Raw genomic sequence first — 24,251 nt, forward strand, 5'->3', positions numbered from 1 at the left:
TCGCCGTATAGATGAACTATCGCGCCCGCCGAGAGGCTGCCCTGGTGCCGTGCTGTCCCGCACCACCACTACGTCCGCGCCACGAGCGGAACCGTCGCGAGCAAGGGAGCGGTCTCGGATGACCACCGAAAATATCGATCAGGTCCCGTCCGTGTCCGACCTGCGCAGCGAGCTGCTCCTGCGCCGGCTGGGCGGAGGCCGGACGGGCAGACGATCCGGGCTGCCGCGCGCCGACCGGGACCGGCCGCTGCGCCTGTCGTCGGGTCAGCAGCAGATGTGGTTCCTCAACCGGCTCGACCCGGACAGCCGCGAGTTCCTGGTCCCGCTCGCGTTCCGGATCCGCGGCGTGGCCGATCGGGACGCGATCGAGCGGGCGCTGTCCGCGTTGATCGCCCGGCACGAGATCCTGCGTACCCGCTACGTGCTCACCGGCGACGAGCCGGAGCAGGTGATCGACGCGCCGGCCCCGATCCACGTGGCGACCGACGTGCTCACCGGGTCAACCGACGAGCGGGCGGCGCGCTGCGCCCAGGTGCTCGCCCACGAGGCGGCCCGGCCGTTCGACCTGGAGCGGGACTGGCCGATCCGGGCCCGGCTGGTGGCCCTCGAACCCGACGACCACGTCCTCGCGGTGATCTTCCACCACGTGGCGTTCGACGCCTGGTCGGCGCAGGTCTTCGTGCGTGAGTTCGCCCAGCTCTACCGCGCGTTCGTCGAGAACGCCGTCCCCGACCTGCCCGACCTGCCCGTGCAGTACGCCGACTTCGCCGCCGCCCAGCACGCCGCCGCCGCCGAGCGGGAGACCGCCCGGCACCTGGACTACTGGCGCGAGCAGCTCGCCGAGCTGCCGACGATCGACCTGCCCGCGGACCGGCAGCGTCCAGCCGTGCGCGAGCATGACGGCGCCGCGGTCGAGTTCGCGCTCCCCGCCGCGCTCGCCGGCCAGGTGCGGCAGCTGGCCGAGCGGCTCGGCACCACTCCGTTCGTGGTCTTCCTCGCCGCGTTCCAGTTGCTGGTCTCCCGGTACACCGGCCTGAACGACGTGCCTGTCGGCACCGTCGTGTCCGGGCGCAGCCGGCCGGAGCTGCAGGGACTGATCGGGTACGGCATCAACAACCTGGTGATGCGTACCCGTTGGCACGAGCGGCAGAGCTTCGCCGAACTCGTCGCGGCGGCCCGCGAGGTGCTGGCTGACGCCTACGACCACCAGAACGTGTCGTTCGCGCGGCTGGTCGACGAGTTGCAGCCGGAGCGGGACATGTCGCGCAGCCCTCTCTACCAGGTCGCCCTCACCATGCACGAGCCGCGCCGCGACGCCGTGGCGCTGCCGGGTGCGCGGATGTGGCCGTACCCGCTCACCGGCGGCATCGCCAAGTGCGACCTGGAGTTGCAGGTCGGCGACGCCGGCGACGGCAGTCTCGGCGGCCATCTCGTCTACGCGACCGCCCTGTTCGACGAGTCCACCGTCGAGCGCATGGCCACCCACCTGCGCAACCTGCTCGCCGCCGCGGTGGCCGACGTGGACGCGCCGCTGGCGAGCCTGGAACTGCTCGACGCCGCGGAACGAGCTGTGGTGATCGGTGAACCCCAGTCGGCGGCTCCCGTCGACCGCTGCCTGCACGAGTTGTTCGAGGAGCGGGTGCGGCGGTCGCCGGATGCGGTGGCGGTGGTGGTGGGTGGGGTGTCGTTGTCGTATGGGGAGTTGAATGCGCGGGCTAATCGGGTGGCGCACTGGTTGCGTGGGCGGGGTGTGGGTGCGGAGTCGTTGGTGGGTGTGTGTCTGACTCGTGGTGTGCATTTGTTGCCGGTGTTGTTGGGTGTGTTGAAGGCGGGTGCGGGTTATGTGCCGTTGGATCCGGCGGTGCCGGTGGAGCGGTTGGGTTTTGTGGTGGGTGATGCTGGTGTGGGCGCGTTGGTGTGTGAGCGGGAGACGGTGGGGGTTGTTGATTTCGCGGGTGTGGTGTTGGTGGTGGATGAGCCGGGTGTGTTGGATGGGTTGCCGGTGGGGGATGTGGGTTCGGTGGTGTCGCCGGATGGTGTGGTGTATGTGATTTACACGTCGGGTTCGACGGGTCGGCCGAAGGGTGTGGTGTTGTCGCACGCGAATGTGGTGCGTTTGTTGTCGTCGGCGCAGGAGCATTTTGCGTTTGATGCGTCGGATGTTTTTTCGTTGTTTCATTCGTTTGCTTTTGATGTGTCGGTTTTTGAGATGTGGGGGGCGTTGGCGCATGGGGCGTCGGTGGTGGTGGTGGGTCAGGAGGTGACGCGTTCGCCGGAGGATTTTCTGGATGTGTTGGTGGGTGCGGGGGTGACGGTGTTGTCGCAGACGCCGTCGGCGTTCCGGTCGTTGGTGTCGGCGGCGGCGGAGGGTGATGTGCGGGTGGGTGCGTTGGGGGTGCGGGTGGTGGTGTTTGCGGGGGAGCGGTTGGAGGTTGCGGAGTTGGGGCCGTGGGTGCGGGTGCATCCGTTGGCGCGGGTGGCGTTGGTGAACATGTACGGCATCACCGAGACCACGGTCCACACCACCTACCACCGGCTGGTCGACGCGGACCTGACTCCCGGCCCGCACAACCCGATCGGCTACCCGCTCGGTGACCTCAGGATCTATCTGCTGGACACGCTGGGCCGCCCGGTCCCGGTGGGGGTCACCGGTGAGATCTGTGTGGCTGGTCCGGGGGTGGCGCGTGGGTATCTGGGTCGGCCGGATCTGACGGCGCAGCGGTTCGTGCCGGATCCGTTCGGGTCGGGTGGGCGGTTGTATCGCTCGGGTGATCTGGCGCGGCGGCGTGCGGACGGGAGTCTGGATTTTGTGGGTCGGGCTGATGACCAGGTGAAGGTGCGTGGTTATCGGATCGAGTTGGGTGAGATCACGGTGGTGTTGTCGGGTTGTGCCGGTGTGCGGGACGCGGTGGTGTTGCTGCGTGGCAGCGGGGTGGAGGCTCGGCTGGTGGCCTATGTGGTGCCGGTGGCGGGTGCGCGGTTGGATGTGGCGTCGTTGCGGCGGGCGTTGGCGGTGTCGTTGCCGGAGTACATGGTGCCGGCGGCGTTCGTGGTGCTGGATCGGTTGCCGTTGACGGCGAACGGGAAGCTCGACAAGCGGGCGTTGCCGGAGCCGGACGGTCGGGCGTTCGGCCAGACCGGCTATGTGCCGCCGGAGAATGTGGTGCAGGAGCGGCTGTGCGTGGTGTGGGCCGATGTGCTCGGCGTGGACCGGGTCGGCATCCGGGACAGCTTCTTCGAACTCGGCGGCGACTCCATCCGCGCCGTCTCCCTGGTCGGCGCGCTGCGGGCCGAGGGCTTCGACCTGAGCGTGCGGGACGTGTTCGACAGGCGTACCGTCGCCGAACTCGCAGACCTGCTGGGCGAGCGGTCCGCTTTGGTCGCCGACGACCACGCCCTGGTCGAGCCGTTCGCGCTGATCAGCGACGACGACCGGGCGCTGGTCCCGGACGGGGTGGTCGACGCCTACCCGCTGTCGCAGATCCAGACCGGCATGGTCATCGAGATGCTGGCCGACGACCAGCAGAACAACTACCACAACTCCAGCGCGTTCCGGATCATGGATGAGCGGCCGTTCGACTTCGCCGCCTTCGAGCGCGCAGCCGCCTGGCTGGTCGCCCGGCACGACATGCTGCGCACCTCGGTCCACCTCACCGGGTACTCGGTGCCGATGCAGCTGGTCCACCGGACGGCCGAGGTGCCGATCGGCTGGACCGACCACGGCACGCTCGACGCGGCCGGGACCCAGCACGTGCTGCAGGAATTCGCGACCAGCGAGCGTGCCCGGCCGTTCGACCTGACCCGGCCGACCCTGATGCGCTTCTTCGTGCACGTCACCGAGCCCGACTCGTGGTGGATCTCGATCACCGAATGCCACCCGGTCATGGAGGGCTGGAGCTACCACACCATGCTGATGGAGCTGGTGCGGGCGTACCAGCGGATCGCCGCGGGGCAGGAGCCCGACGCCGAGCCGATGCCGGCGGTGCGCTTCGCCGACGCCATCGCCGGCGAGCTCACCGCGCTCGACTCGCCGGAGACCCGGGCGTACTGGCGTGACGTGGTGGGCCGGTACGAGAAGTTCACCCTTCCGCGCGACTGGGGCGACCGGAGCGTGGCCGAGCGGACCGCTTACCACACCCGGATCCCGTGGACCGACCTGGAGCCGGGGCTGCGGCGGCTCGCGGCCCAGGCCGGCGCGTCCATGAAGGCCGTCATGGTGTCCGCGTTCGGCAAGGTGCTCAGCCGGCTCAGCGAGGAGCCCGCGGTGCACGCCGGGCTGGTCTACGACACCCGCCCCGAGGTGCTCGGCGCCGACCGGGTCTTCGGCATGTACCTCAACACGCTGCCGTTCCCGTTCGACCCGATCCGGGGCACCTGGCGCGACCTGGTGACGCGCACCTTCCGCCGCGAGGTCGAGTCCTGGTCGCACCGGCGTTACCCGCTGCCCGCGGTCCAGCGCGACAACCCCGGCCGGCAGGGGCTGATCGAGGTCTTCTTCAACTACCAGGACTTCCGTCAGATCGACACCGAGCTGGTCGACGCCACCCAGGGGCTGGACGACAGCCCCACCGAGTTCCCGTTGACCGTCTCCTCGCGGGCCGGGCACATCTTCCTGACCTCGGACGTCCGCTCGCTCACCCCGGCGAACACCGACCGGATCGCCGGCCTGTTCCGGACCGTGCTGGCCGCGATGGCCGCCGACCCGGAGGGCGACGCCACCATCGCGCTCGCCACCCCTGACGAACTGCGTGACCAGCAGGACTGGGCCGTCGGCGCACCGCTGCCCGGCGACTACCAGCCGGTGCTGGAGCTCTTCGAGCAGCAGGCCGCCCGTACGCCGGACGCCGCCGCCGTGGTGACCGGCGGCCACACGCTCACGTACGCGGAGCTGGACGACCGCGCCGAGCGGTACGCGGCCGCGATCACCGCCCGCGGCGCCGGCCCGGAGTCGGTCGTCGCCGTGCTGCTCGACCGCGGCCCGGAACTCGCCGCCGCCCTGCTCGGCGCCTGGAAGGCGGGCGCCGCCTACCTGCCGCTCGATGCCGCCTTCCCGGCCGAGCGCGTCGCCGGGATGGTGGCGGACGCCCACGCCGCTGTCGTGATCACCGAGCGGGACCTCCTGCCCGGCGTCGCCGACGTCCCCGCGGACCGGCGGCTGTTGGCCGAGGACCTGCCCGCCGACCGGCCCGCGGTCACCGGACGGACCAGGCCGGCTGCCGACCAGCTGGCGTACGTCATCTACACCTCCGGCTCGACCGGCCGCCCCAAGGGCGTCGCCGTGTCGCACCGCGGGCTCGCCAACCACGTCTCCTGGGCGGCGCGGACCCTGGCCTCCCGGGGAACCGGCGGCGCGCCGCTCTTCTCCTCGGTCGCGTTCGACCTCGTCGTGCCGAATCTGTGGGGACCGCTGGTCACCGGGCAGCCGGTGACGATGGTGCCGAACGAGGTGGACCTCGGCGAACTCGGCGCCCACCTCGACCGGCACGGCCCGTACAGCTTCATCAAGCTGACCCCGGGCCACCTGGAGGTGCTGACCACCCAGCTCGCCGCGGACCAGGCGGCACGCCTGGCTCCGGTGCTGGTCGTCGCCGGCGAGGCGCTGACCCGGCATGTGGTGCGCGCCTGGCAGGCGAAGGCGCCCGCTGTCGAACTGATCAACGAGTACGGCCCGACCGAGGCGTCCGTCGGCACCTGCGTCCACCCGGTCGACGGGCCGGTCCCCGACGTCGTCCCGATCGGATCACCCCTGCCGGGCATGGTCATGCGGGTCCTCGACCGGGACCTGCGTCCGTTGCCGACCGGCGTCACGGGCGAGCTGTACGTCGGCGGCACCGGCGTCGCCCGAGGCTACCTGGGCCGCCCGGACCTGACCGCCGACCGGTTCCTGCCCGACCCGTACGGTCCGCCCGGCGCGCGCCTCTACCGCACCGGCGACCTCGTGCGGCTGCTGCCGGACGGCGCCGTCGACTTCCGCGGGCGCCGCGACGGCCAGCTCAAGATTCGTGGCTACCGGGTCGAACTGGGGGAGATCGAGGCGACGCTCGGCGGCCTCGACGAGATCACCGACTGCCGGGTCGTGGCCCGCGAGACCGGGCCGGACGGCGAGCGGCAGCTCGTCGCCTACCTGGTGGCGGACGGCGAGATGAACCGCGCGTCGATCCGCGAGCGGCTCACTCGCGCGCTCCCGGACTACCTGGTGCCGTCGGCGTTCGTGCAGCTGGAACGGCTGCCGCTGAACGCAAACGGCAAGCTGGACCGGCACGCCCTGCCGGCCCCGGAGGAGACCGCGCCCGGGTCGGGTGGTTTCGAGACCGCCACCCCGTTGCAGGAACGTCTGGTCGCGGTCTGGTCCGAGGTGCTCGGCCGGGAGGCCGGCGTCCGCGACGACTTCTTCGACCTCGGCGGCGACTCCATCCGGGCGGTGGCCCTGATCGGCGCGCTGCGGGCCGAGGGCTGGGACGTGTCGGTCCGCGAGATCCTTCAGCACCGCACGGTCGACGCGGTCTCGCGGTTGCTCACCGGCCGGGACGCGCTGGACGCGGGCGACCGCGCGGCGGTGGCGCCGTTCGAGCTGGTGCCGGCCGTCGACCGGGAGCGGCTGCCGGACGGGCTGGCCGACGCGTACCCGCTGTCGATGAACCAGTCGGGCATGCTGATCGAGCTGCTCGCCGGGAACGACGACCGGCGCAGCTACCACAACGTCAACGTGTACGAGGTGCGCGACGACCGGGGCTTCGACCCGGACGCGTTCGAGCGGGCGGTGCGCGAGGTGGTCCGGCGGCACGACGTGCTGCGGACCTCGGTCCGGCTGACCGGCTACTCGGAGCCGATGCAGCTCGTGCACCGGGTGGCCGCCGCGCCGTGCGCGTGGCGCGACCTGCGGCACCTCGACAGCCGGGAACAGTTCGCCGACATGTCGGCGTTCGTGGCCGCCGAGCGGGCCGACCTGTTCGACCTGTCCTCCGACGAGCCCCTGCTCCGGGTGCACGCCCACGTCACCTCGGACACCGAGTGGCTGTGCGGCTTCACCCAGAACCACGCGCTGCTGGACGGCTGGAGCAACCAGCTGTTCCTGATGGACGTGCTGGAGTGCTACCGGCGGCTGCGCGACGGGACCGCACCGGACCGGTGGGACGCGCCGTCGGTGCGGTTCGCCGACACGGTGGCGGCCGAGCGCCGGGCGCTGGAGTCCGAGCGGACCCGCGCGTACTGGCGCGACATGGTCCGCGACCACGTGAAGCTGACCATGCCGGCCGGGTGGAGCGGCGACCGTGACGCGCCTGCCGAGGTCGTCCGGGCCGGCATGTCCTACGCCGACCTGGAGGAGGGCCTGCGGCGCCTGGCCGCGTCCGCGCGGACGTCGGTGAAGAGCGTGCTGGTCGCGGCGCACGCGAAGGTGATGAGCCAGCTGACCACCGCGCCCGCCTTCCACACCGGACTGGTCACGCACACCCGGCTGGCCGAGCCGGGCGGCGACCGGGTCTACGGCAACTTCCTCAACACCCTGCCATTTCCCGTACGCCCGGACGCGCGCACCTGGCGCGACCTGGTACGCCAGGTCTCGGACACCGAGATCGAGATCTGGGACCACCGGCACTTCCCGATGCCCGCCATCGAGCGCCCGGCCGGCACCGGCCGCCTGGTCGACGTGTTCTTCTGCTACCTCGACTTCCACCGGATGGACACCGAGGCGGCCGACGACAGCCAGGCGTTCAGCGACGCGCCGAACGAGTTCGCGGTCGGCATCGTCACCCTCGGCGGACGCCTGAGCCTGCGCAGCAACAGCCACGTGCTCAGCCACGAGCGCGCGCGGCAGATCGTCGGCATGTTCCGCGACGTCCTCGCCGCCATGGCCGCTGATCCGGGCGGCGACGCCCGCGCGACGTTCGGGCCCGAGCCGAAGCCGCGCACGGCGCTGCGCAAGGTCCGGCGCCCGGGCCGCGGACGCCGGCGCCAGACCCCGCACGAGGTGTTCGCCGACCGGGCGGCGCGGACCCCCTCCGCCGTCGCCGTCATCGACGGCGGCACCGAGCTGACCTACCGCGAGCTGGACGAGCGGGCGAACCGCCTGGCCCACCGGCTGCGCACGGCCGGCGCGGGCCCGGAGACGGTGACCGGTATCTGCCTGCCGCCCGGCGCCGACGCGATCTGCGCGGTGCTCGGCGTGCTCAAGACCGGCGGCGCCTATCTGCCGCTCGCGCCGGGCGGTGACCTCGCACCCGCCCGGGAACTCGGGCTCACCGCGATCGTCACCGGCGACTCGTCGCTGCACCCGGTCACGGTCGCACCGGACGGTCCCGGCGACGCCGCCGCGCCCGAGGTGACTGTCGATCCGGAGACGGCGATGCTGGTCGGCCCGGCCGAGCCGTACGCCGTGGTCAGCCACGCCGACGTGCTCAGCGAGGTGACCGCCGCGCACCAGGCGGCCGAGTTCGACGAGTTCGACGCCTGGACCCTCGACGCCGGCTGGGCGGACGACCCGCTGCCGATCTGGGGTGCGCTGCTGTACGGCGGCCGGCTGGTCGTGCTGCCGCCGGACGAGACCCCGGCGCGACTGCTGGACCGGCTGCGCCGGCACGAGGTCTCGGTGCTGTCGAGTCGGGCGGACGACCTGCGCGACCTGGCCGCGCCGATCGCCCGGGACGAGGATCTCGCCGTACGCCTGGTGCTGCTCACCGGCGACGCGGGCCACCCGGACGACCTGCGCCCGCTGGTGGCGGCGGACGGCGACGGCCCGGCGGTGGTCAGCCGCTACCGGCGGGCCTGCTGGCGGCAGCTCGAGCCGGCCGACCTCGACGATGCGCGGTTCCCGATCGGCGACCCGCTGCCCGGCCGCGAGCTGCGGGTGCTGGACGCGCAGGGCCGCCCGGTGCCCGACGGTGTGCCGGGCGACCTCCACCTGGGCGGCATCGTGCCGCGCGGCTTCACCGGGCGTCCCGCGCTCACGGCGGACCGCTTCCGCCCGGACGCCTTCGGGCCGGCCGGGTCGCGCCTGTTCGCCACCGGGGACCGGGCGGCGGTCCGCGCCGACGGCGCGCTGGTGCCGCAGCCGTCGTCGGCCGACGACGGCGAGGAGGGCGAATCGGAGTACGAGCCACCGCGGTCCCCGCTGCAGAGCCGCATCGCGGCCATCTGGCAGGAGGTACTGGGCCGCACCCCGATCGGCGTCAACGACATGTTCTTCGACGTGGGCGGTGACTCGATGCGGGCGCTGGCCGCGGTCGGTGTGCTGCGCGAGGAGGGGCTGGACGTCTCGGTCCGCGACCTGTTCCGCCACCCGACCGTCGCCGAACTCGCCGATCGGCTGGCCGGCCGCGACCGGCACCCCGGTGACGACGAGCCGGTCGCGCCGTTCGCCCTGATCGGCGACGACGACCGGACGAAGCTGCCGCCGACGGCGGTGGACGCGTACCCGCTCTCGCAGGTGCAGGCCGGAATGGTCGTCGAGATGCTGGAAGATCCCACGGCGTACCGCAGTGTCGTGGCGTACGAGGTGATCGGCTCCGAGTTCGACGAGGCGGCACTGCGGGCCGCGCTGGTCGAGGTGACCGGACGGCACGACGCGCTGCGCACCTCGCTGCACCTGACCGGGTACTCGGTGCCGACGCAGGTCGTGCACGTCCCGGCCGACGTGCCGGTGACCGTGCACGACCTGCGCGACGTGCCGGCCGACCGGCGCGACGAGGAGTTCCGGAAGCGGCTCGCCGCCGACCAGGACGCGCCGTACGACGTGGCACGCACGCCCCTGCTGCGGGTGGTCGTCGCCCGCCTCGAGGACACCCGCTGGTGGCTGGGCCTCGGCCTGCCGCACGCGCTGAGCGAGGGCTGGGGCCTGGCGATGGTCCAGGCCGAGCTGCACGCGGCCTACCGGGCGCTGGCCGCCGGGGACACACCGCCACCGTACGAGGCGCCGCCGGTGCGCTACGCCGATTTCATCGCCGCCGAGCTGCGGTCCCTGGCCGGGGACGAGGACGCCGCGTACTGGAGATCGGTGGTTGATGATCGAGAGGGGATCGGCGTTCCCGCGGTCTGGGCCGGGCCGGACGATGTGCCTTACCAGCACCTGGTGCCGCTCGACGACCTGGAGCCACGGCTGCGGGAACTGGCCGCCGGGCTGCGCGTCCCGGTCAAGAGCGTCCTGCTGGCCGCGCACGTGGCGGTGATGGGCCGGCTCACCGAGACCCGGCGCGGCCATGTCGGCCTGGTGACCGACGCGCGCCCCGAACTCGCGGGCGCGAGCCGGGTCTACGGCATGCACCTCAACACGGTGCCGTTCGCCGTGGACCGGACCGCCGCCCGCTGGCGGGATCTGATTCGCGGCGTCTTCGCCCAGGAGACCGCGTTGTGGCCGCACCGGCGGTATCCGATGCCCGCGATCCAGCGGGACTCCTCGGCCGGGCGGCAGGTGCTGACCGCGTTCAACTACGTGGACCTGGCCGGGGTCGGCCCGCGCCGGCAGGACGCCGACGGCGACATCGGCGCGACGCTCAGCCAGTCGCACACCGAGTTCGACCTGACCGTGCACTGTCGGCCCGACCGGATCAACCTGACCACCCGTACCGGGGTGATGAGCAGGGAGAACGGCGCCCTGCTGGCGAAGATGTACCGCACCGTGCTGGAACGGATGGCGCAGGACGCCGACGGCGACGCGCGGGCGTCGGTGCTGTCGCACGCCGGCCCCGGACCGGACGCGGCCGAACGGGAGCCGTTCACCTTCGACCCGGTGCGCGGACTGGCGACGTGGGCGGCCGAGACCCCGGACGCGCCCGCGCTCGCCGGCGACGTCGGGACCGTCAGCTGGGGACAGCTCGGCGCGGACGTCGACCGGTTGGCCGGCCGGCTGCGCGCCGCCGGTGTCGGACCCGGTGTCGTGGCGGCGGTCTGCCTGCCGGCCGTCGTGGAGCGGGTCACCGCGGTCCTCGCCGTCCTGCGGGCGGGTGGCGTCTGCCTTCCCCTCGATCCCGAGACCCCGGTCACGCGGCTCGCGTTCCAGCTCGCCGACGCCCGGGCCCGGGTCGTCGTCGCGGACCGCGAGTCCGCGCTCGACACCGACCTGCCGGTACTTGTCACCGGTGACGGGGCCACGGCGGCGCCCGAGGGCGAACCGGCACCGGAACCCGAGCCGTCGGACCCGGCCTTCCTGCTCTACACGTCGGGCTCGACGGGGCGGCCGAAGGGCGTGTCGATCACCCGCCGCGGCGCCGGCAACCACCTGCTCGCCAAGGTGGCCGACCTCGGCATGACGGCGGCCGACACGCTCGCGCAGAACGCGCCGCCCACGTTCGTGGTGTCGATCTGGCAGATGCTGGCCGGCACCGCCACCGGCTGTTGCGTCCGGGTCGTCCCGGAGGCCGTCGCGCGCGACCCGCACGCCCTCTTCGCCCTGGTCGCTGACGGCGAGGTCACCGTTCTGGAGGTCGTGCCGACGCTGTTGCGCGCGGCACTCGACGGCGGCGTCACCCTGCCGCCCGGCGCCGCGCTGCGGCGGCTGGTGGTGACCGGAGAGGCCTTCCCGGCCGAGCTGGCGGCCCGGTGGCTGGCGCGGTTCCCGCAGGTCGGCCTGCTGAACTCGTACGGGCAGACCGAGTGCGCGGACGACGTCGCCCACCACGCGCTGACCACTGCCGACGGGCTCACCCGGGTGCCGATCGGCCGGCCGGTCCGCGGCACCCGACTGTACGTCCTCGACGAGTGGGGCGCGCCGGTGATCGACGGTGTGCCCGGAGAGCTCCACGCCGGCGGCCTCGGCGTGGGCGACGGCTACCTGAACCAGCCGGCGCTGACCGCCGAGCGGTTCGTCCCCGACCCGTGGGGCCCGGCCGGCGGCCGGCTCTACCGCACCGGAGACCTCGCCCGCCGGCTGCCCGACGGCACGCTGGACTACCTCGGCCGCTCCGACCAGCAGGTGAAGGTCCGTGGGCACCGCATCGAACCGGGCGAGATCGAGGCAGCCCTGACCCGGCACCCCCTGGTGCGGCAGGCGGTCGTCGTGCACCGCGACGACCGGTTGATCGGTTACGTGGCGGCGGCGGACGAGCGGCCGACGCCGGCCGATCTGCGCGCCGCGCTGGAGGCCGAGCTGGCCGCCTACCTCATTCCGGCCGCCTTCGTGGTGCTGGACGCGATTCCGCTGTCCCCGAACGGCAAGGTCGACCGCGGGGCGCTGCCCGAACCCGGCGCCGAGGCGCTGGCGGTGACCGAGTTCGTCGCGCCCGCCGACGGCCTCCAGGCCGAGGTGGCCGGGCTGTGGGCGCGGGCGCTCGGCGTCGGGCGGGTCGGCCTGCGCGACGGATTCTTCGCGCTCGGCGGCGACTCGCTGCGGGCGGTCGCGCTCGTCGGTGACCTGCGAGCGGCCGGATACGAGACGACCGTGCGCGACGTGCTGGACGCCCGGACCGTCGAGCGGCTCTGCGAGCGGCTGCGCCCGGTCGGGGCGGGCGCGGGCCGGCGGTACGTCGAGGCGTACGCCCAGATCGAGCGCGCGGACCGTGATCTGCTTCCGCCGGACGTGGTGGACGCCTACCCGCTGGGCCGCACCCAGCTGGGCATGGTCATCGAGGCGATGTCCGGTGACGGCCGCGGCGCGTATCACATGGTCAACGTGTTCCGGGTGACCGACGGGCACCCGCTGGACGAGGGCGCGCTGCGCCGGGCCGTCGCGGTGGTGGCCGACCGGCACGAGACGTTGCGCACCTCGATCCGGTTGACCGGCTTCTCCGCGCCGATGCAGCTCGTGCACCGGACGGTGGACGTGCCGGTCGAGGTGCACGACCTGCGAGACGTGGACCCGGCCGAGCACCCCGCGATTCGCGAGCGCCTGGTGGCGCGTCAGCGCGCCGAAGCGTTCGATTTCGCGGTCGCGCCGCTGGTCCGGGTGCTCGCGCACCAGGAGAGCGACGAGGCGTGGTGGCTCACCCTGACCCAGACGCACGCGCTGACCGAGGGCTGGAGCACCCACCAGGTGCTGATGGAGCTGCTGGACTGCTATGACCGGCTGCGCCGGGGCGCCGAGCCGGAGCCCTACGACCGGCCCGGAGTCCGGTTCGCCGACGCGATCGCGGCCGAGCGTGCCGCGCTGGCCTCGGACGAGGACCGCGCCTACTGGGAGCGGATCACCGGCGACAACGCCGGGGTCACGTTGCCGCGGGGCTGGGCGGGCGACTCGGACCGGCGAGTGTTCCGGCAGATCCCCTACGACGACCTGCTCGACGGGCTGAACGCGCTGGCCGCCGAGACCGGCACGTCGCTCAAGACCGTGTTGTTGTCGGCGTACCTGAAGGTGATGGGTCAGTTGACCGACGAGCCGGCCTACCACGCGGGCATGGTCGTCGACACCCGGCCGGAGGAGCCGGGCGCCGACCGGGTTCCCGGCATGTACGTCAACACGCTGCCGATCACCGCCGACCGGACCGCGGCGACCTGGCACGACTTCGTCACCCGGGTCTTCGCCCGGGAACTCGACGTGTGGCAGCACCGGCGTTACCCGATGCCCGCGATCCGCCGCGACGGGGGCGGCGACCCGCTGATCCAGGTCTTCTTCAACCACCTCGACTTTCGCGGCGTGGACACCGGCCGGGTGGCGGCCGGCACCCGGACGACGAACTCGCCCAACGAGTTCGCCCTCTCGCTGATCAGCCAGCACGGCCGGTTCCACCTCGGTAGCAGCGAGCGGCACCTGGATTCGGCGAGCGCGGACCGGCTGGCCGGCATGCTGCGCGCGGTTCTGGAGTCGATGGCCGCCGGTGGCGACGGCGACGCCCGGGCCACCTACCTGCCCGCGGGCGAGCGGGAGCTGCTGCTCCGGCAGGCGTCACCGTCCCACGTGACGCCCGTTGACCGCTGCCTGCACGAGTTGTTCGAGGAGCGGGTGCGGCGGTCGCCGGATGCGGTGGCGGTGGTGGTGGGTGGGGTGTCGTTGTCGTATGGGGAGTTGAATGCGCGGGCTAATCGGGTGGCGCACTGGTTGCGTGGGCGGGGTGTGGGTGCGGAGTCGTTGGTGGGTGTGTGTCTGACTCGTGGTGTGCATTTGTTGCCGGTGTTGTTGGGTGTGTTGAAGGCGGGTGCGGGTTATGTGCCGTTGGATCCGGCGGTGCCGGTGGAGCGGTTGGGTTTTGTGGTGGGTGATGCTGGTGTGGGCGCGTTGGTGTGTGAGCGGGAGACGGTGGGGGTTGTTGATTTCGCGGGTGTGGTGTTGGTGGTGGATGAGCCGGGTGTGTTGGATGGGTTGCCGGTGGGGGATGTGGGTTCGGTGGTGTCGCCGGATGGTGTGGTGTATGTGATTTACACGTCGGGTTCGACGGGTCGGCCGAAGGGTGTGGTGTTGTCGCACGCGAATGTGGTGCGTTTGTTGTCGTCGGCGCAGGAGCATTTTGCGTTTGATGCGTCGGATGTTTTTTCGTTGTTTCATTCGTTTGCGTTTGATGTGTCGGTTTTTGAGATGTGGGGGGCGTTGGCGCATGGGGCGTCGGTGGTGGTGGTGGGTCAGGAGGTGACGCGTTCGCCGGAGGATTTTCTGGATGTGTTGGTGGGTGCGGGGGTGACGGTGTTGTCGCAGACGCCGTCGGCGTTCCGGTCGTTGGTGTCGGCGGCGGCGGAGGGTGATGTGCGGGTGGGTGCGTTGGGGGTGCGGGTGGTGGTGTTTGCGGGGGAGCGGTTGGAGGTTGCCGAGTTGGGGCCGTGGGTGCGGGTGCATCCGTTGGCGCGGGTGGCGTTGGTGAACATGTACGGCATCACCGAGACCACCGTCCACACCACCTACCACCGGCTGACCGGTGACGACCTGGAGTCCGGCGCCGGCAACCCGATCGGGCGGCCGCTGAGCGATCTGCGTGTCCACCTGCTCGACGCGTACGGAGAACTCGTCCCGGTCGGGGTCACCGGTGAGATCTGTGTCGCTGGTCCGGGGGTGGCGCGTGGGTATCTGGGTCGGCCGGATCTGACGGCGCAGCGGTTCGTGCCGGATCCGTTCGGGTCGGGTGGGCGGTTGTATCGCTCGGGTGATCTGGCGCGGCGGCGTGCGGACGGGAGTCTGGATTTTGTGGGTCGGGCTGATGACCAGGTGAAGGTGCGTGGTTATCGGATCGAGTTGGGTGAGATCACGGTGGTGTTGTCGGGTTGTGCCGGTGTGCGGGACGCGGTGGTGCTGCTGCGCGGCGGCGGGGTGGAGGCTCGGCTGGTGGCCTATGTGGTGCCGGTGGCGGGTGCGCGGTTGGATGTGGCGTCGTTGCGGCGGGCGTTGGCGGTGTCGTTGCCGGAGTACATGGTGCCGGCGGCGTTCGTGGTGCTGGATCGGTTGCCGTTGACGGCGAACGGGAAGCTCGACAAGCGGGCGTTGCCGGAGCCGGACGGTCGGGCGTTCGGCCAGACCGGCTATGTGCCGCCGGAGAATGTGGTGCAGGAGCGGCTGTGCGTGGTGTGGGCCGATGTGCTCGGCGTGGACCGGGTCGGCATCCGGGACAGCTTCTTCGAACTCGGCGGCGACTCCATCCGCGCCGTGGCCGTCGCCGGCCGCCTCCGCGAGGACGGCCTCGCCGTCACCGCCCGGGACGTGCTCTCCGGCCGCACGGTGACCGCCCTCGCCGAGCGGCTGACCGCGGGCGGCCACGCCACCGAGTCCGGCGTCGAGCCGTTCGCGCTGATCGGTGACGAGGACCGGACCAGGCTTCCGGCGGATGCGGCCGACGCCTACCCGCTGTCGCAGAACCAGCTCGGCATGCTGGTGGAGATGACGGCGTCGGCCGGGCCGCTCAACTACCATCGGGTCGCCACCGCGCGCATCCCGGCGACGGAACCGTTCTCGGCCGACGCGCTTCAGCGCACCGTGGACGAACTGGTCGCCCGGCACGACGTGCTGCGCACCTCGGTCGACCTGACCGGTTACACGGTTCCGCTACAGGTGGTGCACGCCGCCGCGGCGCTGCCGGTGCGGGTTGCCGACCTGCGTGGCGAATCGGCGGACGGATGCGAGCGGGCCCTGCGTGACGCGCTCGACGAGGAGAGCCGCACACCGTTGCCGCACGAGTGCGCGCCCCTGCTGCGGATCCGGGTGCACCTGCTGCCCGGCGGCGAATGGACGCTCTTCATCACCCAGTCCCATCTGATCGTGGACGGTTGGACGTTCAGCCGGCTCCGTGCCGACCTGCTCGACACGTACCGGGCGATCCGCGCCGGGCAGGAGCCGCCGGAGCGGCCACGGCCGGCGGTGCGCTTCGCCGACACCATCGCCGCCGAGGTACGCGCGTTGGCCTCGCCGGAGGACCGCGAGTACTGGCGTCACCTGGTCACCGGGCGTGGGCCACTGGTGTTGCCGGCCGGGCTGGGCGGCAGCGGAACCGGCTCCCACCGGTTCGACCTCGAGTTCGGCGACCTCGCCGGCCCGCTGCGGGAACTCGCCTCCCGGGCCGGCGCGCCGATCAAGAGCGTGCTGCTGGCGGCGCACCTCGCCGTACTGCGGCAGCTCAGCCCCGAGCGCCGGTTCCACACCGGCCTGGTGGTGCACTGCCGCCCGGAGGCCGCGGGCGCCGAGCTGGTGTACGGCTCGCACCTCAACACGGTGCCGTTCCCGGTCGACCCGGCCGCCGCCGACTGGGCGGACGAGGTGCGCCGCGCCTTCGACCGCGAGCTGGAGATGTGGCCGCACCGGAACTTCCCGATGCCGGCGATGCAGGTGGAACTCACCGACGGCGGGCGGCTGCTGCACACCTTCTTCAGCTACGAGGAGTTCGACACCCCCGCGGGCCGGCGCCCACCGACCACGGACGGCGGCGGCTTCAGCCGGAACGAGTTCCCGTACGCCGTCACCGCGAGCGACGAGCGCCTGGTCCTCCAGGCCGACGACGCGGTGCTCGACCGCGAGCACGGCGAGCGGGTGATCGCGATGTACCGGGCGGTGCTCGAGGCGATGGCCGCCGGCACCCGCGCCGACCGCGTGCACCTGCCCGTGGGCGAACGGGACTGGCTGCTCGCCCAGGGCACCGCGCCGGCCGGCCCCGCCGGGACCACCGCGCTCCACCAGATCGAGGAGCACGCGGCCCGGACGCCGCACGCCCCGGCCGTCGTCACCGACGACGGGCGCCTCAGCTTCGCCGAGCTGGACGCCCGCGCCGACCGGATCGGGCAGTACCTGCGCAGCCGTGGCGTCACGGCGGAGTCGCGCGTGGCGGTGCTGCTGCGCCGCGGCCCCGACCTGGTCGCCACCATGCTCGGCGTGTGGAAGGCCGGCGGCGCGTACGTGCCGCTCGACCCGGCGAACCCGCCGCAGCGGCTGCGGGACCTGCTGCGTACCGCCGACCCCGAGGTGATCGTCTCGGAGGCGGCGCTCGCGGGGATCATCGCGGCGGACCCGGATCTCGCCAGCCGCGGCGTCCTGCTGGACAGCGACGCCGCCGCGTTCGACGGCGCCCCCGCCGGGCGGCCGCCGCGGATGGACGACCCGGATCTGACCGCGTACGTCATCTTCACCTCCGGCTCGACGGGTGTGCCGAAGGGCGTGCAGATCAGCCACGGTGCGCTCGCCAACTACCTGCGCTGGGCCCGGCCGCAGTACCTCGGCGGCGGCCGGCGGGCGGGCAGCGCGCTGTTCTGCTCGATCTCCTTCGACGTGTCGGTGACCTCGCTGTTCATCACGCTCTCCGACGGCCTGCCGGTGCACCTCGCGCCGCAGGACCTCGACCTGGGGCGGCTGGGTGAGTGGCTGCTGCGGCACGGGCCGTTCGACCTCGTCGACCTGACGCCCAGCCTGTTCGACCTGCTGGCCGGCCAGCTGACCGACGAACAGTTCGAGGCGGTCACCGACCGGCTGTCGCTGGGCGGCGAGGCGTTCCGCGGTGCGGCGGCGGCGCGGCTGTACGGCGCGTTCGGCGACGGCCGGGTCATCAACTCGTACGGGCCGACCGAGGCGACCGTGGCGAGCACCGAGCACGTCCTGACCGGCTGGCGGGGCGGCGACACGGTCCCGATCGGCCGGCCGATGCTGGGGACCAGCGCGTACGTGCTCGACGAGCGGCTGGACCCGCTGCCGGTCGGCGTGCCGGGCGAACTGTTCCTGGGCGGCGAGTCGATCGCCCGCGGCTACCTCGACCGTCCCGGACTGACCGCGGACCGCTTCGTCCCCGACCCGTTCGGCGCCCCCGGCACCCGGCTGTACCGCACCGGCGATCTCGCCACGGTGCTGCCGGACGGCACGCTCGAGCACCTCGGCCGCCTCGACGAGCAGGTCAAGGTGCGCGGCAACCGGGTCGAGCCGGGCGAGATCGAGTCGGTGCTCAGCGACCACCCGGAGGTGAGCGAGGCGCGCGTGCTGCTGCGCGGCGACCGGCTCACCGCGTACCTGGTGCCGGCCGGCGAGCCGGTGAGCGGGCTGCACCTGCGGGAGTGGCTGGCTCGGCGGCTGCCGGAGTACATGGTGCCGTCCGCGTACGTCTCGGTTCCCGCCATCCCGCTCACCCACAACGGGAAGCTGGACCGGGCCGCGTTGCCCGACCCGGACGGCACCGCGCTCGCGCACCGGCCGTACGTGCCACCGCGCTCGGCGGCCGAGCGGCGCATGGCCGAGCTGTGGTCACAGGTCCTCGGCGTCGACCCGATCGGCCGCGACGACCGCTTCTTCGAGCTGGGCGGCAATTCGCTTGTCGTCTTCCGGCTGATCTCGGCGGCGGCTGCCGACGGACTGGCGCTCTCGCTGGTCCAGGTCTACGCCGACGACAGCCTGCGCGCCGTCGCCGCGACCGCGGAGCCGGTCCGGGCGGAGGTCGGGCCCGTGTCCGCCGCCTGGAACGACCCGCTCACCACACCGGAGGTTCCCGGCGTGAGCGTGGCGGTGCTGCGCGACGGCGAGCTGGTCGACCTGCACGCCGAGGGCCTGCTGACGGCCGGACGGCCGGAGCCGGTGACCGCGGACACCATGTTCCAGGCCGGCTCGTTGAGCAAGCACGTCACCGCGTTCGGGGTGCTGCGCCTGGCCGACCGCGGCGTGCTCGACCTCGACCGGCCGGTGCGCGACTACCTGCGCGGCGACTTCCTGCCGCCGGGCTCCCCGATCACGCTGCGGCACCTGCTCGCGCACCGGTCCGGCATCGCGCCGGCCCCGGCGCCGGGCTACCCGCGGGAGGGCGGGCTGCCCGCCGTGACCGACCTGCTCCGCGGGCCGGACTTCCGAGTCCACGGCTCGCCCGGCGACGCCTTCGAGAAGGCGAACGCGCACTACTGGGTGGTCGAGCAGGTGCTCACCGACGTCACCGGCACGCCGCTCGCCGACCTCATGCGGGAGCTGGTGCTCGACCCCGTGGGGATGGCGGCCAGCGACTTCGGCCAGGAGTTCCCCGAACGGTACGCGGGTTCGGTCGCCACCGGGCACACCGCGGACGGCCGGCCGCTCGACGGCGGCTGGCTGCGCTGGCCGGACATGGCCGCGGGTGGCCTGTGGACCACGGCGGCCGACCTGGCCCGGCTGGCGCTGGAGATACGCCGCGCGCACCTGGGTCGCCCGCAGGCGCTGCTGTCCCGGCCGGCGGCCGGCGAGCTGCTGACCGTGCAGCATCCGGACAGCGCGTACGGCCTGGGCACGGTCGTCGACGAGAGCGCCACCGAATTCGGGTACGGCCACGGTGGCTCGGCCGACGGCTACCACGCGATCTCGCTGTGCCGGCTGAGGCGGGGTTCCGGGGTGGTCGTGCTGACCAACTCCGACGCCGGCGCCGCCGTGGCGAAGCGGCTCGTCGCCGGCGTGGACGGCGGGCAGTCGCGATGACCGCACTGACCGACACGCCCGTCGTGCCGCTGCGCCGCAACCGGGACTTCCTGGCCCTCTGGATCGGCGCCGGGCTGACCAGCCTGGGCGGCACCGTCGCCACCGTCGGCTTCCCGCTGCTGCTGGTGTTCGCGGGCCGTTCGACCGTGTCGGCCGGCTGGACCGGGTTCGCCGGGCTGCTGCCCATGCTGCTGGTGCAGCTGCCGGCCGGGGTCATGGTCGACAGGTGGGACCGCCGCCGCACGATGATCTGGTGCAACGTGGCCGCACTGGCCGCGGTCGGCGCCGTCGGCGTCGCGGTCGCCCTCGGCGCGCTCTGGCTGCCGCTGCTCATGGCGGCCGCCTTCGTCGAGGGCACCGCGGCGATCGTCTACCGGCTCGCCGAGCGGGCCGCGGTCAGCAACGTGGTGCCCGCGCCGCAGCTCAGCTCCGCGATGTCGCAGAACGAGGCGCGTACCCGCGCCGCCGGGCTGATCGGGCAGCCGCTGAGCTCGTCGCTGTTCGTGCTGCTGCGCGCGGCGCCGTTCCTGTTCGCGGCTCTCAGCCACCTGCTCGCGCTGGGCAGTCTGCTGTTCGTCCGGGGCAGCTTCCAGCAGGAGCGCGCGAGCACCGCACGCAACCTGCGCCGGGACCTGACCGAGGGCATCTCCTGGGTGCTGCGCCAGAGGTTTCTGCGCAGCGCGCTGGGCTTGGTGGCGGTGACGAACATCCTGTTCCAGATACTGTCGCTGGCGCTGCTCGTGATGGTGCGCGACGCCGGCAGCTCGCCTGCCGTGATCGGCGTGATCGGCGCCGTCTCCGGCATCTGTGGCGTGTTCGGCGCGTTGGCCGGGTCCGCCGTCAACCGCCGGCTTGACCTGGTCACCGTGCTGGTCTCGGTGCTGGTCGCGTGGGCCGTGTTGATGTTCCTGATCTCGCTCGGCCCGCCGATCCCGCTGCTGGCGCTGCTCTTCGCGTCGACCACCATGCTGGGTGCGCTGCTCAACGTCGTGGCCGGCACCTACCAGCTGAGCATCACGCCGGATGCCCTGCAGGGCCGGGTCGGCAGCGTGGCCGGGCTGCTCGGCTCCGGCGCCAACTCGCTCGGCGCGCTCGGGGCCGGCTTCCTGCTGGCCGCCGTGCCGACCGCGGCCGCGGTGGCGGGGATCAGCGGGGTGATGCTCGCCCTCGCGGTGGCCGCCGTACTCAGCCCCGCCGTGCGCAGCGCGCGCACATCTCGAGGAGGCCTGGATGACGACCGTGGATGACCGCACGTCCGCGACGCGCGAATGGCTGCGGATATTCGACCCGCGGCCGGCCGCGACGCGACGGCTGATCTGCTTCCCGCACGCGGGCGGCACGGCTGCCGCGTTCCGGCCGCTGGCCCTGGCCGCCCCGCCCGACGTCGAGGTGGCGGCCGTGCAGTACCCCGGGCGACAGGACCGGTTGGGTGCCGAGATGCCCGTCGGGATCGCCGCGCTCGCCGACCAGATCGTCGAGGCGATCGGGCCGGGCATCCGCCGCGACACCGCCCTGTTCGGTCACAGCATGGGCGCCATGGTCGCCTTCGAGGTGGCCCGCCGGCTACGCCCGCGGTTTCCGGCGCCGCTGGCGCGGCTCATCGTGTCGGCCTGCAAGGCACCCTCCGACGTGGTGGCCCGCAAGCCGCTGCTGGACGACGAGGGCATCCGCGAGTTCGTCCGCGACCTGGGCGGCACCGGCACGGTGGTGCTGGAGAACGAGGACGTCTGGCACCTGTTGCTGCCGACCCTGCGGGCCGACCTGCGGTCCATCCGCAGCTACGAGTACCGGCAGGGTCCGCCGCTCGGCTGCCCGATCGTCGCCGTCGCCGGTTCGCTTGACGAGTCCGCCACGGTCGAGGACATGCGGCGCTGGCGCGCGCACACGGTTTCCGGCTTCGTGGCGCGCAGCATGCCGGGTGGGCACTTCTACCTCAACGACCTACCGCAGGAGCTGGTGGAGCTGCTCACCCAGGCATGATCCCGGGGTGCACGCGCGAATGGCGGTGTGCCCGTGGGGCACACCGCCATCCGGCGGCGCCGCTCAGCTCGCCGTCTCCGCCATCCGGCGGCGCAGGCTCAGCGGGCGCATGTCGGTCCACACCTCGCCGATGTGCTTCAGGCACTCGTCACGGGTGCCCTCGACGCCGTCGCCGCGCCAGCCGGCGGGGACGTCCCGGTCGGCCGGCCAGATCGAGTACTGCTCCTCATCGTTGAGCACGACCTTGTACCGCTGGTTGTCTTCGCGTTCGTCGGCCACGACGGCCTCCTTCACCGGACGGGTGTCATTGCTAGCGATCCTGCGGGCCCGCCGATATTCCGCCTATACGCCAGCTACGGACGGCCGGGCGGCGGCGCGGCGGCCACGGATGGTGGCTGCCGTGATAGGCGGCATATAGGCGCAATATCGGAGATCGACCGACGGTGGCGTGCACATGGCGACTGACGACTGTCGAGGGACGAATCATGTTTACGACGCTGCTGAAGTCGAAGATCCACCGCGCTACGGTGACCCAGGCCGACCTGCACTACGTCGGGTCACTGACCGTCGATCGCGACCTCATGGACGCGGCCGGCCTGGCCGTCGACGAGAAGGTGGACATCGTCGACGTCGACAACGGGAACCGGCTCTCGACGTACGTCATCGAGGGCGCGCGCGGGACCGGAATGATCGGTATCAACGGCGCCGCGGCACGGCTGATCAGCCCCGGCGACCTGGTGATCATCATCGCGTACGGGATGTACACCGAGGCCGAGGTGCGCACGGCACGGCCGCGCGTGGTCTTCGTCGACGAGCGCAACCGGATCCGCCTCCTCGGTGACGACCCGGCCGAGGTTCCCGAAGATTCCGGGCTGTTCCGCGGCGACGTGGTCGACCCTGTCCACCAGCCGAGCTGAGGAGACCACCGTGCCGTCGGTCACGCTGATCTGCCTGCCCTTCGCCGGGTCGGGCGCGTCATTCTTCAAGAAGTGGCAGTCCGCCGCGCCCGCCGACTGGCGGGTGCTGGCGGTCCAGTTGCCCGGCCGCGAGGAGCGGCTGGACGACGAGCCGCACACGACCGTCGCCGCCGCGGTCGACGAGGCGCACGCCTGGCTGCGTCCGCGGCTGGACGACGCCGGGCGAATCGTGATCTTCGGGCACAGCCTCGGCGCCGTCCTCGGGTACGAGCTGGCGCGGCGGATGTCCGCCGGTGGCCCGATCGCCGGGCTGGTCGTCAGTGGATCGCCCGGCCCGGGGACCGTACGCGAGAATCCGGCCGCCGGGCTGGACGACGACGCGTTCCTGGCCGCCGTCCGCCGCCTGGCCGGCTACCGCCATCCGGCGATGGACGACCCGGAGATGCGCGAGATGATCCTGCCGATGCTGCGCGCGGACGTCGCGATGCACGAGGGCTACCGCCCGCCGCCGGGACCGCCGCTGCGGACGCCCGTGACGGCCGTGCGCGGCGACGGCGACGACCTGGTCACGCCGGCCGAGTGCGGCCAGTGGGCGGACACCACGACCGCCGCCTTCACCAGCGCCGAGCTGCCCGGCGGTCACATGTACCTGACCGAGCCCGGCGGCGAGCGCGCGCTGTTGCGGCTGATCGACGGCAGCCTGTTCGCCCGGCCGGGGATGTCATGACCGCCGCGCCGACGATCGCCAACGACCTGACCGGCCGAACCGCGATGGTGACCGGGGCCGGGCGTGGCCTGGGCCGGGCCATCGCGGTGGCGCTGGCTGGTGCCGGCGCCGACCTGGTCCTGCTCGACGTCGCGCGGGACCTGCCCGGGGTGCCGTACCCGATGGCCTCGCCCAGCCAGCTGGAGCACACGGCCGCGCTCTGCCGCGACGCCGGCGCCGCGGTGCTGGCGCGGCAGGCCGACGTGCGGGACCTGCGCGCGATCGAGGAGTCCGTCGACGCCGCCACGCAGCGGTTCGGCACGATCGACGTCCTGGTCAACAACGCGGGCATCGCCGCGCCGTCCGGCCGGGCGGTCCACGACATCGACGAGGAGCAGTGGGAGCTGATGCTCGACGTCGACCTCAGCGGCGCCTGGCGCACGATCCACGCCGTCGGTGGCCTGATGATGCGCAGGCGCTCCGGCAGCATCGTGAACGTCTCCTCCACCGCCGGCCTGGTCGGCTATCGCCACTTCGCCGGGTACGTCGCGGCCAAGCACGGCCTGATCGGACTGACTCGGGCCGCCGCGCTCGACTACGCGCCGTACCGGATGCGGGTGAACGCGGTGTGCCCCGGCTCGGTCCGCGACGACCCGCGGGTCGAGGGCCGGATGCTCGCCGAGATCGCGCGGTCGCTCGAGGTGCCGGTCGCCGAGCACGAGGAGACGTTCGTCCGCGACCAGCCGATGAACACCCTGATCGAGCCGGACGACGTGGCCGGTGCGGTGCTCTGGCTCGCCGGTGACGGCGCCCGCCAGGTCACCGGAAGCGTGCTGACCGTCGACGGCGGTTTCACTGCCCGCTGAGTGCGAGGGAGATTGACCGTGTTGTCCGGAAACCA

7 protein-coding genes are annotated in these 24,251 nt (G+C 72.7%); 6 read left to right on the forward strand and 1 reads right to left on the reverse strand.

What is annotated here, in order from left to right; genetic code table 11:
* The first annotated feature begins 118 nt into the window (after positions 1-118).
* From TPA0908_RS17400 to TPA0908_RS17410, 3 genes are read left to right on the forward strand one after another with little or no spacing between them, the layout of a single operon-like run.
* Positions 119-19,747, forward strand: coding sequence for a non-ribosomal peptide synthetase (locus TPA0908_RS17400; protein WP_281939226.1), 19,629 nt, complete (start codon positions 119-121; stop codon positions 19,745-19,747).
* Positions 19,744-20,994, forward strand: coding sequence for an MFS transporter (locus TPA0908_RS17405; RefSeq protein ID WP_281939228.1), 1,251 nt, complete (start codon positions 19,744-19,746; stop codon positions 20,992-20,994). Before TPA0908_RS17400 ends, TPA0908_RS17405 begins: the two co-directional genes overlap by 4 nt.
* A complete protein-coding gene (locus TPA0908_RS17410; RefSeq protein ID WP_281939230.1) occupies positions 20,978-21,727 on the forward strand; it encodes a thioesterase II family protein in 750 nt (249 codons plus the stop codon). Before TPA0908_RS17405 ends, TPA0908_RS17410 begins: the two co-directional genes overlap by 17 nt.
* Before the next feature lie 63 nt (positions 21,728-21,790).
* Here the strand turns inward: TPA0908_RS17410 and TPA0908_RS17415 are convergent, their stop codons facing one another.
* Entirely contained in the window at positions 21,791-22,006 is a 216-nt protein-coding gene (locus TPA0908_RS17415; RefSeq protein WP_281939232.1) for an MbtH family protein, read from the reverse strand.
* 206 nt (positions 22,007-22,212) lie between these two features.
* Between TPA0908_RS17415 and panD the strand changes: the two genes are divergently transcribed.
* The 3 genes from panD to TPA0908_RS17430 are packed head-to-tail and all read left to right on the forward strand — an operon-like array spanning position 22,213 to position 24,216.
* Positions 22,213-22,644 (forward strand): aspartate 1-decarboxylase, encoded by a 432-nt coding sequence (gene panD / locus TPA0908_RS17420; protein ID WP_281939234.1) that lies wholly within the window; start codon positions 22,213-22,215, stop codon positions 22,642-22,644.
* 10 nt (positions 22,645-22,654) lie between these two features.
* Positions 22,655-23,371, forward strand: coding sequence for a thioesterase II family protein (locus tag TPA0908_RS17425; protein WP_281939246.1), 717 nt, complete (start codon positions 22,655-22,657; stop codon positions 23,369-23,371).
* Entirely contained in the window at positions 23,368-24,216 is an 849-nt protein-coding gene (locus TPA0908_RS17430) for an SDR family oxidoreductase (RefSeq protein ID WP_281939248.1), read from the forward strand. Before TPA0908_RS17425 ends, TPA0908_RS17430 begins: the two co-directional genes overlap by 4 nt.
* Positions 24,217-24,251 lie beyond the last annotated feature (35 nt).

The organism is Micromonospora sp. AKA38 (genome assembly GCF_027925725.1).
Taxonomy (GTDB): Bacteria; Actinomycetota; Actinomycetes; order Mycobacteriales; family Micromonosporaceae; genus Micromonospora.

Bases quoted from the DNA above. Each gene is read 5' to 3' on its own strand.
- TPA0908_RS17400 (WP_281939226.1), top strand. From the start codon at position 119: ATGACCACCGAAAATATCGATCAGGTCCCGTCCGTGTCCGACCTGCGC.
- TPA0908_RS17405 (WP_281939228.1), top strand. From the start codon at position 19,744: ATGACCGCACTGACCGACACGCCCGTCGTGCCGCTGCGCCGCAACCGG.
- TPA0908_RS17410 (WP_281939230.1), top strand. From the start codon at position 20,978: ATGACGACCGTGGATGACCGCACGTCCGCGACGCGCGAATGGCTGCGG.
- panD (WP_281939234.1), top strand. From the start codon at position 22,213: ATGTTTACGACGCTGCTGAAGTCGAAGATCCACCGCGCTACGGTGACC.
- TPA0908_RS17430 (WP_281939248.1), top strand. From the start codon at position 23,368: ATGACCGCCGCGCCGACGATCGCCAACGACCTGACCGGCCGAACCGCG.